General features: G+C 60.7%; 17 protein-coding genes. 6 read left to right on the top strand and 11 right to left on the bottom strand.

All coding sequences use genetic code 11. The features are described 5' to 3' along the window. The first annotated feature begins 7 nt into the window (after positions 1–7). The 6 genes from yidC to ACR0MO_RS20010 are packed head-to-tail and all read left to right on the top strand — an operon-like array spanning position 8 to position 5344. A complete protein-coding gene (gene yidC / locus ACR0MO_RS20035) occupies positions 8–1837 on the top strand; it encodes a membrane protein insertase YidC (RefSeq protein ID WP_170456091.1) in 1830 nt (609 codons plus the stop codon). Then, positions 1834–2571: an MOSC domain-containing protein gene (locus ACR0MO_RS20030; protein WP_170456093.1), complete on the top strand. Its 738-nt coding sequence runs from the start codon at positions 1834–1836 to the stop codon at positions 2569–2571. The genes yidC and ACR0MO_RS20030 overlap by 4 nt, the downstream gene beginning before the upstream one ends. Next, the gene (gene yihA / locus ACR0MO_RS20025) at positions 2568–3221 is read left to right on the top strand and encodes a ribosome biogenesis GTP-binding protein YihA/YsxC (protein ID WP_170456095.1); all 654 of its coding nucleotides are present in this window, start codon (positions 2568–2570) and stop codon (positions 3219–3221) included. Before ACR0MO_RS20030 ends, yihA begins: the two co-directional genes overlap by 4 nt. 59 nt (positions 3222–3280) lie before the next feature. Then, positions 3281–4144 carry an acetylglutamate kinase gene (argB, locus tag ACR0MO_RS20020; protein WP_170456097.1) on the top strand — a complete coding sequence of 288 codons (864 nt, stop codon included), beginning with the start codon at positions 3281–3283 and terminating at the stop codon, positions 4142–4144. A gap of 19 nt (positions 4145–4163) precedes the next feature. Next, entirely contained in the window at positions 4164–4850 is a 687-nt protein-coding gene (locus ACR0MO_RS20015; protein WP_480893054.1) for a ferredoxin, read from the top strand. Beyond that, complete coding sequence (locus ACR0MO_RS20010) at positions 4847–5344, top strand: histidine phosphatase family protein (protein ID WP_170524935.1); 498 nt, start codon at positions 4847–4849, stop codon at positions 5342–5344. The genes ACR0MO_RS20015 and ACR0MO_RS20010 overlap by 4 nt, the downstream gene beginning before the upstream one ends. 44 nt (positions 5345–5388) lie before the next feature. Here the strand turns inward: ACR0MO_RS20010 and ACR0MO_RS20005 are convergent, their stop codons facing one another. From ACR0MO_RS20005 to rplQ, 11 genes are all read right to left on the bottom strand, one after another. Further along, positions 5389–6180 carry an amino acid ABC transporter ATP-binding protein gene (locus tag ACR0MO_RS20005; RefSeq protein WP_480583087.1) on the bottom strand — a complete coding sequence of 264 codons (792 nt, stop codon included), beginning with the start codon at positions 6178–6180 and terminating at the stop codon, positions 5389–5391. A gap of 12 nt (positions 6181–6192) precedes the next feature. Then, complete coding sequence (locus ACR0MO_RS20000; protein ID WP_170456101.1) at positions 6193–7491, bottom strand: amino acid ABC transporter permease; 1299 nt, start codon at positions 7489–7491, stop codon at positions 6193–6195. Between the two features lie 3 nt (positions 7492–7494). Further along, positions 7495–8727 (bottom strand): amino acid ABC transporter permease, encoded by a 1233-nt coding sequence (locus ACR0MO_RS19995; protein WP_480893052.1) that lies wholly within the window; start codon positions 8725–8727, stop codon positions 7495–7497. A 126-nt stretch (positions 8728–8853) separates the two neighbouring features. Continuing rightward, positions 8854–9870, bottom strand: a complete 1017-nt coding sequence (locus ACR0MO_RS19990) for an amino acid ABC transporter substrate-binding protein (protein WP_170456105.1) — start codon at positions 9868–9870, stop codon at positions 8854–8856. Positions 9871–10076: 206 nt separating this feature from the next. Further along, on the bottom strand, positions 10077–10784 hold the full coding sequence (locus ACR0MO_RS19985) for an ATP12 family protein (RefSeq protein ID WP_170456107.1): 708 nt from the start codon (positions 10782–10784) through the stop codon (positions 10077–10079). Positions 10785–10787: 3 nt separating this feature from the next. After that, entirely contained in the window at positions 10788–11459 is a 672-nt protein-coding gene (locus tag ACR0MO_RS19980) for an HAD-IA family hydrolase (protein WP_170456109.1), read from the bottom strand. Then, positions 11456–12499 (bottom strand): RluA family pseudouridine synthase, encoded by a 1044-nt coding sequence (locus ACR0MO_RS19975; RefSeq protein WP_170624830.1) that lies wholly within the window; start codon positions 12497–12499, stop codon positions 11456–11458. The genes ACR0MO_RS19980 and ACR0MO_RS19975 overlap by 4 nt, the downstream gene beginning before the upstream one ends. A gap of 117 nt (positions 12500–12616) precedes the next feature. Beyond that, positions 12617–13423, bottom strand: a complete 807-nt coding sequence (locus ACR0MO_RS19970) for a crotonase/enoyl-CoA hydratase family protein (protein WP_480780904.1) — start codon at positions 13421–13423, stop codon at positions 12617–12619. Between the two features lie 95 nt (positions 13424–13518). After that, on the bottom strand, positions 13519–14832 hold the full coding sequence (locus ACR0MO_RS19965) for a replication-associated recombination protein A (protein WP_170624832.1): 1314 nt from the start codon (positions 14830–14832) through the stop codon (positions 13519–13521). A 4-nt stretch (positions 14833–14836) separates the two neighbouring features. Next, positions 14837–16222, bottom strand: a complete 1386-nt coding sequence (locus tag ACR0MO_RS19960; protein WP_480708736.1) for a trypsin-like peptidase domain-containing protein — start codon at positions 16220–16222, stop codon at positions 14837–14839. 142 nt (positions 16223–16364) lie between these two features. Beyond that, positions 16365–16784, bottom strand: coding sequence for a 50S ribosomal protein L17 (rplQ, locus tag ACR0MO_RS19955; RefSeq protein WP_170334079.1), 420 nt, complete (start codon positions 16782–16784; stop codon positions 16365–16367). Positions 16785–16982 lie beyond the last annotated feature (198 nt).

The raw sequence follows: 16982 nt of genomic DNA, 5'->3' as shown, positions 1-16982 counted from the left end.
GTCCCAGATGGACGATCAGAACAAGAATCTCATCCTCGCAACCGCGCTCAGCTTTCTCGTGATCCTGGTCTGGTTCGTGCTGTTCCCCCCGCCGGAACCCACACCTGCCACCGATCAGACCGAGATCGCCGCCACCCAAGAGTCCGAGATTCAGACACCCAGCGCAACAGCGACCGGTGCTGTGGGCGAAGCGACCGCCGCCACCGAAGAGACACTGCCCGAAGAACAGGCCCCGCGGGTCGCGATTGACACCCCGCGCCTGAAAGGCAGCCTTTCGCTGTCGGGCGGGCGCATCGATGAGCTGTTCCTGAAAGACTACAAGGTTTCCATCGAAGACGGCGCGCCCATTGTCGAGTTGCTGGCCCCGGTGGGATCAGACTCGGCCTATTACGCGCTTTATGGCTGGGCTCCGGGCTCGGGCGTGAGCGGCACGGATGTCCCCGGCCCCAACACCCTCTGGACGCTTGAGCAGGGCGAGACATTGGGCGTGGACACTCCGATCACGCTGGCCTGGGACAATGGCAACGGCCTGACCTTCCGCCGCACCGTCTCGGTCGACGAAAACTACATGTTCTCGGTGACCCAATCGGTTGAAAACACCACCGCAGCCGAGGTCAGCATGGCCCCCTATGGCATTCTGGCGCGGCACGGCATTGGCGAAGATGGCGACCTTCCCGGCCTCAAGAACTTCTTCATCCTGCACGAAGGCGTCATGGTCATGGCCGACGGCGTTCTGGATGAAATCGACTATGGCGATGTGCGGGACTTCGACATCGACCCCAACGAGCGCGCGCAGGCCGAGGTGTTTCAGGTCAAGGAAGGCGGTTGGGTCGGATTTACCGATCACTATTGGATGACCACGCTGATCCCGGCAGAAGGCGCAACGTTCAAGGCAGCCGCCAAATACGACGCCCGCCGCAAGATCTACCAAACCGAAACCGTGCTACCCACCCTGACCGTCGCGCCTGGCGCGACCGAGCAGGTGACGACGCAGCTGTTTGCCGGTGCCAAGGAATGGGACACCATTCGCGAATATCAGGCGGAAGGCGTGCAGAAGTTCATCGACAGCATCGATTGGGGCTGGTTCTACTTCCTGACCAAGCCGATCTTCTGGCTGCTGCACAACATCAATGTGCTGATCGGCAATATGGGTTGGTCGATCATCGGTCTGACCCTGATCATCAAGGCGATCCTGTTCCCGCTTGCGTTCAAATCCTACGTCTCGATGGCGAAGATGAAGGAATTGCAGCCGCAGATGGAGGCCCTGAAAGAGGCCGCTGGCGACGACCGTCAGAAGATGCAGCAGGGCATGATGGAACTGTACAAAAAGGAAAAGGTAAACCCGGCTGCGGGCTGTCTGCCGATCCTGATGCAGATCCCGATCTTCTTCTCGCTGTATAAAGTGATCTTTGTCACCATCGAACTGCGTCAGGCCCCATGGTTCGGCCCGTTCCAGGACCTGAGCGCACCGGACCCGACCTCGATCTTCAACTTCTTCGGCTTGCTGCCCTGGGCGGGACCTGCACCCGAAAGTTTCATGGCGCTGATCTTCATCGGTATCCTGCCGCTGCTGTTGGGTATCTCGATGTGGCTGCAGCAAAAGCTGAACCCGGCCCCAACCGATCCGACGCAGGCGATGATCTTCGCGTGGATGCCATGGGTCTTTATGTTCATGCTGGGCGGGTTTGCCAGCGGGCTGGTGGTCTACTGGATTGCGAACAACACAATCACCTTCACCCAGCAATATCTGATCATGCGCAGTCAGGGCTACAAACCTGACGTGTTCGGCAACATCAAGTCCGGCTTCAAGCGGACGCCCAAGACGGACGGAAAATGAGCGGGACAGTCTCAGCCCTTTGGCGGCACCCGATCAAAAGCCATGGGCGTGAAGCCCTGGATCAGGTCACAGTAATCCCCGGGCAGACCATGCCCGGGGATCGCGTTTGGGCCGTCGCGCACGAGGCGGCGCAGACCGATGGCACCAAATGGGCGCCTTGCGTCAATTTCAGCCGTGGTTCAAAGGCACCCAAGCTGATGGCGATCTCGGCCCGGATGGAAGGGGACCGCGTCACCTTGCATCACCCCGAACGCCCGGATCTGAGCTTCGCGCCCGATACGCAGCAGGATGTGTTTCTGGACTGGGTCAAGCCGCTGATGCCTGCGGATCGCGCAGCTTCGGCCCGGATTGTCCGGGTACCGGGGCGCGGCATGACCGACAGCGACTACCCCTCGATCAGCCTGTGCAATATGGCCTCGCATCGCGCGGTCGAACAGAAACTGGGCCGCGAACTGTCGCCCAAGCGCTGGCGCGGCAATATCTGGTTCGAGGGCCTGCCCCTGTGGGAAGAATTCGACTGGCTGGGTCGCGACGTGCAGATCGGTCAGGCCGTATTCCACATTCGCGAACGCATCACCCGCTGTCTGGCGACAACAGCCAATCCCGAAACGGGTGAGCGGGACGCAGATACCCTGGGCGCGCTCAACAGTTGGGATCATCAGGATTTCGGCGTCTATGCCGAGGTCATTCAGGGCGGCGAGATCCGCCTTGACGATAAGGTTAACCTGCTATGACATCGCTGCCCTTCCCGCTTGCCGAAGACCCGGACGAGTTCGCGCAAGAGCGTGGGCGCAAGCTGTTCGCCGGGCCTTCGGAATTTGTCAAAGGGGTCGTTGCCATGAACGGCCTGCCCGCCCCCGACCGGCTTGAGGTCTGCTTTGCCGGGCGTTCCAACGTGGGCAAGTCCAGCCTGATCAACGCGTTGACCGGCACCAAGGGTTTGGCGCGCGCGTCGAACACGCCCGGCCGCACGCAGGAAATCAACTTTTTCACCCAAGGCCCGGAACTGTATCTGGTGGACCTGCCCGGCTATGGCTACGCCAACGCGCCGGTCAAGGTGGTGGAGAAATGGCAACGGCTGCTCAAGCAATATCTCAGCGGCCGCCAGACCCTGCGCCGCGCCTTTGTGCTGATCGATTCGCGCCATGGGGTGAAGCCGGTCGACGCCGAGATCATGAAGCTGCTGGACACCAGCGCCGTGACTTTTCAATGCGTCATGACCAAGGCCGACAAGGTCAAAGCCAACGACCGTCAGAAGGTTCTGGATCAAGTGCGCGCTGCGCTGTCCAAACACCCCGCTGCCTTCCCTGAAATCGTGCTGACCTCGTCCGAGAAAGGCGACGGAATTCCCACCCTGCGCTCGATCATTGCACATCTGGAATAGCTTGGCCCTTGGCAGCGCCGTGCAAACCTCCTAACACGGAACGCCAGAGGGACTTAGCCATGAAGACACGTGACATGAACCGGGATTGGATCGCCACCGCCGCCACCTTGAACAGCGCCCTGCCCTATCTGCAGCGCTATGACGGGGCCATCGTCGTCATCAAGCTGGGCGGTCACGCCATGGGCAGTGACGAAGCGATGGAGAGCTTTGCCCGCGACGTGGTTTTGATGCGGCAGGTGGGTGTGAACCCGGTGATCGTGCATGGCGGCGGACCGATGATCAACGCGATGCTGGGTCAGTTGGACATCCAGTCCGAGTTCGTGAACGGCAAGCGCGTCACTGACAAACCCACCGTTGAGGTGGTCGAGATGGTGCTGTCCGGCCTTGTGAACAAACGCATCGTGCAGGCGATCAACGGTCAGGGTGGCAGTGCCGTGGGGCTCTCCGGAAAGGATGCCAACCTGATTGTCTGCGATCAGGCCGATCCGTCGCTTGGGTTTGTCGGATCGCCGTCCGAGATGAACCCGAAAATTCTGCACGATCTGTTCTCACATGATGTGATTCCGGTGATTGCACCTCTGGGTGCGGGCAAGAATGGCGAAACCTTTAACATCAACGGCGACACCGCAGCCGGGGCGATTGCATCGGCGTTGAAAGCGGATCGCCTGCTGCTGCTCACCGATGTATCCGGTGTGAAAAACGCAGGTGGTGAGGTTGTGACCGAGTTGAAAGCCGGTCAAATCCGCGAGATGACGATGGACGGCACCATTGCGGGCGGCATGATCCCCAAGACCGAAACGGCGCTGGACGCGCTGCACAGCGGCGTGCGGGCCGTGGTCATTCTGGACGGGCGCGCACCCAATGCGGTCCTGCTGGAGCTGTTCACCGAGCACGGCGCGGGTTCGCTGATCCGGCCCGACTGATCCAATCTGCGGAGGAGAGATGACCGGATATCCCCCACCCTCCTCTTACATGGCGGCAATCAGCTTTGGCTGGGTGGGGCGCGTTGCGCATCAAGCGGGTCTGATCGTCATGGGTGCGACCCATCCACGGATCAGCGGTGCCAAAGGGCTGGACGGGGGGACTCTGGTCTTACTCGGGGCGGGTTCGGCTTTTTGGCCGGTTTTGAAAGCGTCTCCCGAATGGCAGGGTCCTGATCCGGTGGACCGTTGGTCCAGGCGTGTCATCGGCGGGATGGCACAGTCACTGGGCGCAGAGGCCCATTTCCCATTCGGTGGACCGCCTTACGCCCCGTTCATCGACTGGGCGCTGAAATCCGGACGCACCTTCAGCAGCCCGGTTGGCGCATTGGTTCATGACACGGTCGGCATGATGATCTCGTACCGTGGCGCGCTGCATTTTGTGCAGGAATTCGACATCCCCGAGGTCAACGCCGCCTCGCCCTGCCTTACCTGCCCGGCCCCCTGCACGACGGCCTGCCCGGTCGGGGCGCTGAATGCCGAAGCCTTTTACAGCGTCGATGCCTGCCATGACCATCTGAATACGCCCGAAGGGCAAAGCTGCTTGACCGGCGGATGCCTTGCCCGGGTGGCCTGCCCACTTAGCAGCGGCGCGGGCCGCGACCCGGAACAGTCCGCCCACCATATGAAAGCGTTCCACCCGTCATGACCCGCACTCTGATCCTGACCCGTCACGCAAAATCCAGTTGGGATTATCCAGCGCTTGACGATCACGACCGCCCGCTGAACAAACGCGGGCGCAAGTCGGCCCCGGCGATTGCCGGATGGCTGCGCGAAAACCGGTGGCTACCGGATGAGGTCATCAGCTCCACCTCAGCCCGGACGCGCGAGACATGGGACAGGATGGGCCTGTCGGCTGAAACGGTCGGCTTTACCCGCACCCTTTTTCATGCCGGGCCAGACGAGATGCTGACCGTCCTGTCAGGCGCAATAGGGGAAACGGTGCTGATGCTGGGGCACAATCCGGGCATCGCGGGTTTCGCGCAGCACATCGTGCGGCACGGCCCCGATCACGCCAGGTTCTACGATTACCCCACCTGTGCGACAGCGGTTATTCGGTTCGACATCACAAACTGGGCAGATGTAACATGGCGCAGCGGGGCGGTATTGGGGTTCACCATTCCGCGCGAGTTGCTGGAATAGAAAAAGGCGGGGCATAACCCCGCCTTTCCAAAATCTGATCCGGTTCAGTGCCCCAGGATCTGGCTGAGGAACAGCTTGGTCCGCTCGCTCTGCGGATTGTTGAAGAATTCTTCCGGTTCGTTCTGTTCCACGATCTGACCGGCATCCATAAAGATCACGCGGTTGGCGACCTGACGGGCAAAGCCCATCTCATGCGTCACACACAGCATGGTCATGCCTTCCTCGGCCAGTTCGATCATGGTGTCGAGCACCTCTTTGATCATCTCCGGGTCCAGCGCCGAGGTCGGTTCATCGAACAACATGATCCGCGGCATCATGCACAGGCTTCGCGCAATCGCCACACGCTGCTGCTGACCACCGGACAGCATACCGGGATACTTGTCGGCCTGTTCCGGAATCTTCACCTTTTCGAGGAAATGCATCGCACGCTCTTCGGCCTCTTTCTTGGGCGTCTTGCGCACCCAGATCGGGGCCAGCGTGCAGTTTTCCAGAATGGTCAGGTGTGGGAACAGGTTGAAGTGCTGGAACACCATGCCAACCTCGGACCGGATCTTGTCGATGTTTTTCAGGTCATTCGACAGCTCGATCCCGTCCACCACGATCTTGCCTTGCTGGTGTTCTTCCAGCGCGTTCAGGCAGCGGATCAGGGTGGACTTACCCGACCCCGACGGCCCCGCGATCACGATCCGCTCGCCCTGATTGACGGTCAGATTGATGTCACGCAGCACGTGGAAGGACCCGTACCACTTGTTCATGTTGTTGATTTCGATGGCGACCTCGTCGCTCACCTGCATTTTCGAGCGGTCGATTTCGCGTTCTACTGCAAGTTCAGACATGTGTTGAACTCCTTAACGATGATCCGTGGCAAGGCGACGCTCGAGCCACTGGGAATATTGAGAGATGCCGTAACAGACGACGAAGAACAGAAGCGCGGCAAAGCCCAGAAGCTCCCAATAGACGCCGTTCCATTCGGTTGACGCCAGGATCGGACCCCGGATCATGCCCACCAGATCGAACATCGAGATGACCGAAACCAGTGTGGTGTCCTTGAACAGGCCCACGGCCACGTTGACGATACCGGGGATCGAGATCTTCAGAGCCTGCGGCAGGATGATCAGCCGCATCGCCTGCGGGTAATCAAGGCCCAGACTGTCTGCTGCTTCGTACTGCCCACGTGGAAGCGCGGCCAGGCCGCCGCGGATCACCTCGGCGATATAGGCGGCCGAGAACATGGTGATCATGATCACAACGCGCAGGAACAGGTCGACCGTGCTGTCAGGCGGGAAAAAATAGGCCAGCATCACCGAAGCCACGAACAGCAGCGTGATCAGAGGCACGCCACGGATGAATTCGATGAAGATAACGCAGACCCACTTGATCAGCGGCATGTTGGACTGACGGCCCAGCGCCAGGGCAATGCCCAGCGGCACCGACAGCGACACACAGGTCACGCCCAGCATCATGTTCAGCATGAAGCCACCCAGGTCACGGCTGGGAACAGCCGAAAGCCAGGCGTTTTCTGACGCACCTTCCGGGATCAGCGCCCCGCCGACATTCCATATGATCAGCGCTACGACAATCGCGCCGAAGAACCCGGCGGCAAAGCTGTTTTTGCCCAGTTTCTGGAAAACGGCACCTGCTGCCACACAGCCCACCAGCGCAACCAGTGGCGCAAGGATCGTGCCCCCCCAGATCAGCCAGAAAGCGATGAACGGGTACAGGCCGGTAAAGATCAGCAGCTTGCGCGGCAGATCGAAGAACAGCACCGGAGCAAACGCCACCAGCATCAGCACAAAGGCCAGATTCGGGCGCCAGTAAGCTTCAGCCGGGTATTTGAACCCATAGATCAGCTGCGGCCAGCGTTCCGTCAGAACCGCGAAACAGGCCCCGGTCTTGCCCGCCAGAATCTCGCGGCATTCCGCCAGCGAGTTTGCATTCCAGACCCCGTTGAGCATCCATGGCAGGATGTTCTTCAGCAACAGATAGATCAGGACCAGCGACAGCAGTGTCAGGATGGTGTTGGTGACGCCCGAAAACAGGTTCTCGCGCAGCCATTTGATGGCACCCGTCTGGTTTGCAGGCGGTGGCGAGGGCGGGATTGTCCCGTCGGCCACAAAGGCGATCGGATTTGTTGATTGATCGGCCATGGCTCAGCGCTCCTTCAACTTGACGGATGCGTTGTAGATGTTCATCACCATCGAGATCGTCAGCGACGCCGTCAGGTAGAACAGCATCAGCAGCAGAACACACTCAATCGCGCGACCGGTCTGGTTTAGCGTGATACCACCCAAGGTCGCGGTGATATCTGCATATCCCACGGCAATGGCCAGCGACGAGTTCTTGGTGATGTTGAGGTACTGCGAAATCAGCGGCGGGATGATCACCCGCAACGCCTGAGGCAGAACCACCAGGTTCATGATCCGACCCGGACGCAGGCCAAGGGCCGCAGCAGCCTCGGTCTGACCTTTCGAGATCGCCTGAATACCCGCCCGCACGTTTTCAGCGATAAAGGCACCAGTGTAGATCGACAGCGCGAACCACAGGGCGATCAGCGGGCCACCGACCTTGATACCACCGCTGAAGTTGAAACCCTTCAATTCGGGGATGTCCCAGGTCAGGCCCATCAGAACCATCAGAACGACAAGCGGACCCAGCCAGATGGCCAGTTTGATCATGAACGTCTGGGGGCGCTCGCCAGTCTGTTCTTGTTTCAGCGTGGCGCGTTTTTCGACTTCGTGCGCAGCGAACCACGATCCCACCAGACCGGCAATCACGAGTAGCCAGTTCAAAATTGTCGCGCCAAACAGCCCGTTGGTGAATTCGGGCCGCGGGATATAGACACCCCGGTTGGTGAATGCGAACGCATCGAACAGCATGGTCGAAGACGGGTCTTCGCCCCGGAACGCCCTTGGCCCCGGCAGCACGGCCGTCATGATCGTAAAGATGATGATGATCCAGATCAGAACCGGGATGTTCCGGAAGATCTCGACATAAACCGCCATCAGTTTCGACACGAGCCAGTTGTTGGACAGTCGCAGAACCCCCGCGATCACACCAAACACCGTGGCAGTGATACAGGCCAGGAACGCGACCAGAAGCGTATTGAGAATACCAACAATCGCCGCGCGTCCATGCGAGGATTGGCTGTCATATTCTATCAGTCGCTGGTTGATGTCATACCCGGCTGAGTCGCCAAGAAAGGTATAAGAAATATTGAGCCCTGCGGCTCGAAGATTCTGGATCAGGTTATTGCCAAGATACCAGATGGATAGCGCAATAACGATGGCCGCAATCACCTGAAAGGTCAGCGATCTGTAGCGGGTATCGTTTATGAGCATAGACAACCGAAAATCAGCTTTCGGTGGGTCAGTCATAGTCGACATGTTTTGGGATCCCCGTAGCTTGTGGACTGTTTTTACCCCGGCGAGGTTGTCCCCGCTCCGTTTCTGTCCACAGCAGTTATAGTAGAAGAGGGCGCAGGTTGCCCTGCGCCCTCTCCCGTTGATGACTTAGCGGAACGGCGGCGAGTACAGCAGGCCGCCTTCGGTCCACTGAGCGTTAAGGCCGCGTGCCAGACCGATCGGAGTTTCTTCACCGATGTTTTTGGCAAACACTTCGCCGTAGTTACCACCGGCTTTGATCGCCTTAGCAGCCCAGTCAGCGTCCAGACCCAGCATTTCGCCCAGGGTACCTTCGGTGCCCAGCAGACGGTTCACTTCCGGGTTGTCAGTGCCGCTCGACAGTTCGTCGATATTGGCCGAGGTCACCCCCAGTTCTTCAGCCGAGATTAGCGCGTTCAGGGTCCAGCGGACAACATCGCCCCACTCGTGATCGCCGTGACGGACCAACGGGCCCAGCGGCTCTTTCGAGATGATTTCGGGCAGCAGGACGTGATCACCGGGATTTTCGAACGTAGCACGTGTCGCGGCCAGGCCCGAAGCGTCGGTGGTGTAAACGTCACATGCGCCAGCCAGATACTGCTGCTGCGCTTCTGCGTTGGTTTCGATCGGAACCGGCTCGTAGCTGATGTTGTTGGCACGGAAGAAATCAGCCAGGTTCAGCTCGGTGGTGGTGCCAGTTTGGATGCAGACAGTTGCGCCGTCCAGTTCCTTGGCCGAGCTGACGCCCAGTGCCTTTGGAACCATAAAGCCCTGACCGTCATAGTAGTTCACACCGGTGAATTCGAACTTCAGGTCAACGTCACGGCTGAAGGTCCAGGTGGTGTTCCGGGCCAGCATGTCGATTTCGCCAGACGCCAGCGCGGTAAAGCGAGTCTTGCCGGTGGTCGGAACGAATTCAACAGCGTTCGCATCGCCTAGAACAGCAGCAGCTACAGCACGGCATAGCGAAACGTCAAAGCCCTGCCATTCACCATTCGCGTCGGGTGCCGCAAAGCCAACCAGACCGGTGGTCACACCACAGTTCAGAGTCCCACGCGCCTTGACGTCGTCAATGGTACCCGCCACTGCTGCGCTTGCGGCCAGACCGGCAACTGTTGCCGCGCCCAAGATTACGGATTTTTTCATTTTTACCTCTTCCTGATTTTCCGCCCTTTGAAAGGCGGCTCTGTCCGGCAAGTGGATGCCGGTAAGGTTACCCCAAAGGTGTCTCCCCTTTAGTGGGCATGAGTTTGGGCGCAATCATAAACAAACGTCAAGGGCCGGATCAGTGAAAACGATGGATCTGGCCCGCTGGTTCATGCACTTACGCCCAAAAATCAGGTTGTGACGGATCAAACTGACAGGTCGAAGAACCTCTTGGCGTGCAGAAAGGCGGCTTTCTTTACCTCACTGGCTGCATGGGCCTCGTCGTCGTGGCCCCATTGCTCGATTTGCCAGTCCTCATCCAGACGCGAAATGCGCCATATCTCGTCCGGATTGCGCCAGTTCATGGCCGCAGCAAAGCCCAGGACCAAGGACCCGGACAGGCTGACCAGATCGTGGAACGCCGCCAGCTGGAACGCATCCATGTCATGCACGCGGGCGCGCAGATGCTGCAACGCCTCTGGCGATTGCGGCTTGTGCAGGACACCCGCGACGGGGATCAACCGGGCTGACAAATGTTCAGCGGCCCAGTCCAGCGCCGGGTCCCATTCCGTGGCCTGACGCATCTGCAGCTCTTGCGGGTGCGTGGCGCGGTAGCACAGCAGATCAGAGTCGCCGTAATCCGCCAGCATATCCGCCACTTCGCCGTGCTGAATGCGCACCTTGTCGATGGCGGCATTGGCCGAGCGGGTGAAGGGCATGGTGGCAGGGTCCACCTCTTTTTCCTGTGCCTCCCATTCGGCAGCCACGGCCTGAGCCATCGCATGTGTCGGCAGGATCAACGCCGCTTTGGCCGGGGTCTTGACCCGGCGACCATCCAATTCGACCGTGTGGCCACCCTCGGCCTCGACCACGGTGCTGTTTGTCCAGAAGCGTTTCGGTTTCCAATCGCTCATGTCTCAGGTCCAAATCGTGTCCAGCGCGCGGGGCAACTGGTCGAAGGTTTCGATCATACAGGTGGCAGAGGTCAGCGCTGATGAATCGTGATAACCCCAGGACACACCGATCCCGGCAACTCCGGCAGCGGCGGCCATGTCCATGTCATAGCTGGTATCCCCGATCATCACCGCGTTCGCCGCCTCGACGCCGGTTTCCGCCAACGCGGTCTGCACCATCGAAGGATGCGGTTTTGACGGGTGATGATCGGCCACCTGCCGGGTCACAAAGTAACGCTCCAGCCCATGCGCCTCGATCAACGCGTCCAGACCGCGCTGAGATTTGCCGGTTGCGACACCCAAAAGGATTTCGGGCACCGCATACAGGGCTTCAATCGCCGCGCGCGCACCAGGATACAGCGGCGAACTGGCGGCACCCAGGTCCAGCCGGTGGGCGTGGAAGGCTTGCTTGTAGCCCTCGACCAATTGCGCCTGCACCGCGTCGGACTGATCCGGCGCCAGCCGCGCAATGGCCTGTGGCAGGGACAGGCCGACGATCGACAGAATCGCCTCTCGGGGCGGGACAACAACCGAAGCCGCCTGAAAACTGGCGGTCATGCAATGGACGATGCTGCCCTGACTGTCGACCAGAGTGCCATCGACATCGAACAGAACCAGCCGCAGGGGTGCGCTCATTGCAGCTCCTCAAACGGGTCGTCGGCGGCAAGGTCTTCGGTCCAGCCGAACGTGTCCCAACTGTGCTTCATATGCTCAGGCAGGGGCGCTTCGATGGTGATCGGTTTGCGCGTCATCGGGTGCTGAAAAGACGCACGCCGCGCGTGCAGGTGCAGCTTCTTGCTGATGATCCCACCCAATTGCGCGCCCCAGCCATCGCCGAGGTTTTCCTGACCCGATCCGCCGTATTTCCCATCCCCGATGATCGGATGCCCAATCGCGGCCATATGGGCGCGCAGTTGGTGGGTCCGGCCAGTGATCGGCTCCATTGCCACCCAGGCGGCGCGCCCCGCCACACGGTAGAGCGTTGCGTAATGCGTATGGGCGCGTTTTGCACCCGGCGTGCTGTCGATGTCGCCCATATGCACCGGGATCATCTTCTCGCCCTCGCCCTGCTTGCCATGGCCTGCGGCCTTGACCAGACCGGTCTTGATCTCTCCCAGATAAGGCGTGGGCACACCTGCGACCAAGGCCCAATAGATCTTGCGCGTGTCGCGGTGCCGGAAGGCGGCGGTCAGCCCTTTGGCGGCCTCGCGCGTCCGCGCCAGCAGCAGAACACCGGATGTGTCCTTGTCCAGACGATGCACCAGACGCGGGTTTTCGTCATAGCCAAAGCGCAACGCTTCGGACAGGCTGTCCACATGACGTGTCTGGCCGCTGCCGCCCTGCACCGGCAGGCCATGCGGCTTGTTCAGTGCCAGAACATGATCGTCGCGGTAAATCACGCAGGACTGGATCATCTTCGCATCCGCGTCGGACACGCTCCGCTTGACCTCGGCTGGTTTGTGATCCGCGTCGGGTAAGGGTGGCACGCGCACGACCTGCCCCACCTCTAACCGGGTCGAGGCTTTGGCCCGGCTGCCATCCACGCGCAACTCGCCCTTGCGGCACATCTTTTCGATGCGCCCCTGGCTGACATGCGGGAACAGGCGGCGCAGCCAGCGGTCTACCCGTTGATCTCCGTCGCCGTCTGCGACCGTAATCATCTGTACGCCACTCATGCCATTGCCCCTTGCGCCGCGCGGCTGACCCGCCCGGATTGCGCTATTGCCAGTGTCCTAGAAAACATGCGCGTCTGTCGCCCGCAACGGCGCAAGAGTCAAGCAATCAGCGGCCCGTCAGATGTTCCGGAAATCTCCGTGCCGCCCGGCCCCGTCCCGGAACCGCCCCGCGCCTGCGGTGCCTTCGCGGCGGATCGCTTCCAACCCGTTGGCCCATTCGAGCTTCAGCCCATCGCGCACAGACATCCCGCGCGTTTCGATGATCGAGCGTCGGTCAGCCCGCACCGCCTCTTGCGGGAAACGCGCGATGTCATGGGCCATGGCCTCGGCAGCGGCCCGCGCCTCGCCATGGGGCACAACCTTCTCGGCCAGCCCGATGCGATAGCATTCCTCGGCCTCGACCTTGCGCCCGGTCAGCGCGATTTCCAGCGCCTTGCCCTGCCCGACCAGACGCGGCAGGCGGACTGTCCCGCCATCCATCAGGGTCACGCCCCAGCGGCGGCAAAAGACACCTTGATAAGCGGTTTCGGCCATCACCCTGATATCGCACCACAAGGCAAGCTCCATCCCGCCCGCCACGGCGGCCCCCTCTATCGCACCGATCACCGGTTTCGACAATTCCAGACGCGATGGCCCCATTGGCCCCAATGTCGACGGGGCTGATCCTATGGGAAAGCCGTGTCTCTCGTAATACGCTTCACCCAGTTCCGGATCGGCCAGGGTTGCGGCCATCTTCAGGTCCCACCCTGCGCAGAAATTGCCGCCTTTGCCCCAGAACACCGCCACCTTGGCGTCGCTATGCTCAAACTCCAGAAAGGCATCGGCCAAGGCCTTCGCGTGATCGGCATCCACTGCATTGCGGGCCTCGGGCCGGTCATGAATGACGGTCCAGACATCCTCGGATTTTTCGATTGATACGGGCATGACGCGTCCTCCCTTGCAGTCACTGACCCAAGGGAAACCCGAGTTGCGCCACCTGTCTCCTGTGACGCCACGGCAGCAGCGGACCTGACCCTGCGTTACCCGCTGTTTCGCTGCGACCGCAGCTTGGCAAAGTAATCCAGTCGTTTCTTCAACTCACGCTCGAACCCGCGCTCGACCGGTTGATACAGAACGGGCCGTTTCATCGTCTCGGGAAAGTAGTTCTGGCCTGAAAAACCATCTTCGGCATCATGATCATAAGCGTAACCTGCGCCGTAACCCTGATCCTTCATCAACGACGTCGGCGCATTCAGGATGTGTTTGGGCGGCGGCTCGCTGCCCGATTGCTTGGCCAGCCGCATCGCCGCCTTGTAGCCCACATAGGCCCCGTTCGATTTCGGGGCCAGCGCCAGATAGACCAGCGCCTGCGCCAGCGCCAACTCTCCCTCGGGCGAGCCGAGCCGTTCGTAGGTTTCCCACGACTGCAAACAAATCGCCTGCGCTTGCGGGTCGGCCAGCCCGATATCCTCGACCGCCATACGGGTGATGCGCCGCGCCAGATAGCGCGGGTCCTCGCCGCCGGTCAGCATCCGGGCAAACCAATATAAGGCAGCATCAGGGTCTGAGCCGCGCACCGATTTATGCAGGGCCGAAATCAGGTTGTAATGTTCGTCCCCCGACTTGTCGTACTTGGCCGCGCGGCGCATCAAACGCGTCGACAGCGCATCCGGGTCCAGCGGTGCATCGACCTTCCAGGCAGCCACCTGTTCAATCAGGTTCAACAAGGCACGTCCGTCGCCGTCGGCCATTTCCTGCAACGCATCGCGTGCCGCCGGTGTCAGAGGTAAGGTTTTGCCCAGTTCCTTCTCGGCCCGTTGGGCAAGACGCTCCAGATCGAAAAGGCTCAGACGCTCCAGCACCAACACCTGCGACCGGCTGAGCACAGCGGCGTTCAACTCGAAGGACGGGTTCTCGGTCGTTGCCCCGACCAACAGGATGGTGCCATCCTCCATATGCGGCAGGAACCCGTCCTGCTGGGCTTTGTTGAAGCGATGGATCTCATCCACGAAAAGCAAAGTACCCTGCCCGTTCTGACGTCGGATCTTTGCCGCCTCGAACACCTTCTTCAGGTCCGGAACGCCGGTGAAAATCGCGCTGATCTGAACGAAATGCAGATCGGTTTCCTGCGCCAGAAGTCGAGCGATCGTTGTCTTGCCAACACCCGGCGGCCCCCAGAAAATCAGGCTGGACAGGCTGCCCGAGGCCAGCATGACGCCCAAGGGCGCATCCGGTCCCAACACCTGCTGCTGCCCGATCACCTCGGCCAGCGTTTGCGGGCGCAGCCGATCCGCCAAAGGGCGATGAGGGGCCGGTGCAGGCTCGGTCGCGCCAGTGTCGAACAGGTCGCTCATGACGTTACAGCCGGAACCGCAGTGACAGGGTGCGACCGCCGCGCTGGATCGTCATCTGCACCCGACGGCTGGGATCGGTCAGTGCTTGCACAACGTCGCGCGGTCGTTCAATGGCGGCACCGTTGATCGCGTCCAGAACGTCCCCGGTGCGCAGTCCGGCGCGGGCACCATATGGCCCGGGATCAATGACCACGACCCCGGTCTGCGTCAGGCGCAGCCCCAGCCTTGTGATAACCGCCGGGTTGACCCCTGATACCTTCAATTCGGGCAGCACCGTACGGTCGTCCAGAGTGGTTTCTTCAGCGGCAGGTGTTTCAGGCGCTTTGATCAGGGCCACTTCCACGTCATCGCGATCCTCGCCGCGCAACCGGGTCAGAACCGAGGTTCCACCAACCCCGGCAACGGACATGCGGAATTTCATCTCGGCGGGAGAGTTCACCTCATCCCCGTCCACGTGCGTCACCACATCGCCGACCCTCAGACCGGCCTCGGCCAGTGGGCTAAGGTCATGCAGATCTGAAATCACCACGCCCAATGGGATGGCCAGACCCAGCGACTCGGCGATATCAGCGCTCATATGCTGGCCAGTGATCCCCGCCCAGGGGCTGACGAAACTGTCATTGCCGGCCTGCGCCTGCCGCAGAAACTCGGCCACCAGATTGGCCGGAATGGCAAAGCCGATCCCGTTTGACCCGCCCGAGCGGGTCAGGATCGAGGTATTGATCCCGATCAGATCGCCATTCACATCAATCAGCGCACCGCCCGAATTGCCCGGATTGATCGCCGCGTCGGTCTGAATGAAATACCCCCGCGCATTGCCCGTGGCGGTCCCGGTCCGCGCCAGACCCGAGATGATGCCCGACGACACCGTCTGCCCGACCCCGAACGGGTTACCGATGGCCAGCGCAAGCTCTCCCACCTCAACCTGATCCGAGTCCCGCAGGTTCAGGTAAGGCAGGTCAGACGCATCCTCTAGCCGCAGAATGGCGATGTCGCTTTCCTCATGCCCCAGAACAACCGTCGCCGAAAACTCACGCCGGTCGGTTGTCACCACGCGGATTTCGGTCGCCGAGCCCACAACATGGTAATTCGACACCACATAGCCGTTATCGGACAGGATCACGCCCGAACCCAGCGAGTTTTGCACTCGCGGCTGCGGGGTGCCAAAGCCGCCACCAAAGAAATCCTGAAAGAACGGGTCCGAGAACAACGGGTTGGTGCGCCCCTGCCGGACGATCTTGGCATAGATGTTCACAACCGCCGGGGCGGCTTGTTTGACGACCGGGGCAAAACCCAGACTGATGTCAGCCTGGGACTGCGGAACCCGTGTTTCCGCCGTGGCAAGTGATGCCGACAAAATGGAGAAAGCTAAAACTGTCGCGCGCAGCATTCCGACCTCAATCTTCAGAGACCCGTAGGATATGCGGCCACCGGGCCGGTAATGCAAGCGCGGCATCCGTGACCGCGTTCGGGAAAAAGAAAACCCCCACGTCCGGGACGCAGGGGTCTGACAGTCAGATCGTCGGATCGACTTATTCTTCTGCGGCCTCTTCGGCAGCAACGCGGGCCTTGTCGGCCGCGCCTTTGGCATCGACGTCACGATCAACGAATTCGATGATCGCCATCGGCGCCATGTCACCATAGCGGAAGCCAGCTTTCAGGATGCGGACATAACCGCCCTGACGCTCGGCGTAGCGGGGGCCCAGAACTTCGAACAGCTTGGCGACGTCTTTGTCTTCTTTCAACTGTGCTGCGGCCTGACGGCGGGCGTGCAGGTCGCCGCGCTTGCCCAGAGTGACCAGCTTTTCGATGATCGGGCGCAGTTCTTTTGCCTTGGGCAGAGTTGTTTTGATTTGCTCATGCTCGATGAGCGAGCCAGCCATGTTCGCAAACAGCGCCTTGCGGTGCTCATGAGTACGGTTCAGTCGGCGGTAACCACGTGCGTGACGCATTTTTCAGTTCCTTCTTTCGCGTTTTGCTTTGTCTGGCACCCGATGCGTGTCAGGCGCTCTCCTTGGGGCATCATTGCCCTTGTTGTCCCCGGTAGTCCGGGCATTTGTTGTTGCGTGTGCCGGGCTGGAGCCCGGCCTACGGGTTGGTCCGAAGTAGGGCGGGCTTCCGGCCCGCACCACTTCCAGAACGCTCCTCCG

This window comes from Ruegeria sp. K5 (assembly GCF_056531805.1).
Note: the sequence above shows the minus strand (reverse complement) of the source record. Positions and strands in the feature narration are given on the sequence as shown.

Bases quoted from the DNA above. Each gene is read 5' to 3' on its own strand.
- yidC (WP_170456091.1), top strand. From the start codon at position 8: ATGGACGATCAGAACAAGAATCTCATCCTCGCAACCGCGCTCAGCTTT.
- ACR0MO_RS20030 (WP_170456093.1), top strand. From the start codon at position 1,834: ATGAGCGGGACAGTCTCAGCCCTTTGGCGGCACCCGATCAAAAGCCAT.
- yihA (WP_170456095.1), top strand. From the start codon at position 2,568: ATGACATCGCTGCCCTTCCCGCTTGCCGAAGACCCGGACGAGTTCGCG.
- argB (WP_170456097.1), top strand. From the start codon at position 3,281: ATGAAGACACGTGACATGAACCGGGATTGGATCGCCACCGCCGCCACC.
- ACR0MO_RS20015 (WP_480893054.1), top strand. From the start codon at position 4,164: ATGACCGGATATCCCCCACCCTCCTCTTACATGGCGGCAATCAGCTTT.
- ACR0MO_RS20010 (WP_170524935.1), top strand. From the start codon at position 4,847: ATGACCCGCACTCTGATCCTGACCCGTCACGCAAAATCCAGTTGGGAT.
- ACR0MO_RS20005 (WP_480583087.1), bottom strand. From the start codon at position 6,180: ATGTCTGAACTTGCAGTAGAACGCGAAATCGACCGCTCGAAAATGCAG.
- ACR0MO_RS20000 (WP_170456101.1), bottom strand. From the start codon at position 7,491: ATGGCCGATCAATCAACAAATCCGATCGCCTTTGTGGCCGACGGGACA.
- ACR0MO_RS19995 (WP_480893052.1), bottom strand. From the start codon at position 8,727: ATGTCGACTATGACTGACCCACCGAAAGCTGATTTTCGGTTGTCTATG.
- ACR0MO_RS19990 (WP_170456105.1), bottom strand. From the start codon at position 9,870: ATGAAAAAATCCGTAATCTTGGGCGCGGCAACAGTTGCCGGTCTGGCC.
- ACR0MO_RS19985 (WP_170456107.1), bottom strand. From the start codon at position 10,784: ATGAGCGATTGGAAACCGAAACGCTTCTGGACAAACAGCACCGTGGTC.
- ACR0MO_RS19980 (WP_170456109.1), bottom strand. From the start codon at position 11,459: ATGAGCGCACCCCTGCGGCTGGTTCTGTTCGATGTCGATGGCACTCTG.
- ACR0MO_RS19975 (WP_170624830.1), bottom strand. From the start codon at position 12,499: ATGAGTGGCGTACAGATGATTACGGTCGCAGACGGCGACGGAGATCAA.
- ACR0MO_RS19970 (WP_480780904.1), bottom strand. From the start codon at position 13,423: ATGCCCGTATCAATCGAAAAATCCGAGGATGTCTGGACCGTCATTCAT.
- ACR0MO_RS19965 (WP_170624832.1), bottom strand. From the start codon at position 14,832: ATGAGCGACCTGTTCGACACTGGCGCGACCGAGCCTGCACCGGCCCCT.
- ACR0MO_RS19960 (WP_480708736.1), bottom strand. From the start codon at position 16,222: ATGCTGCGCGCGACAGTTTTAGCTTTCTCCATTTTGTCGGCATCACTT.
- rplQ (WP_170334079.1), bottom strand. From the start codon at position 16,784: ATGCGTCACGCACGTGGTTACCGCCGACTGAACCGTACTCATGAGCAC.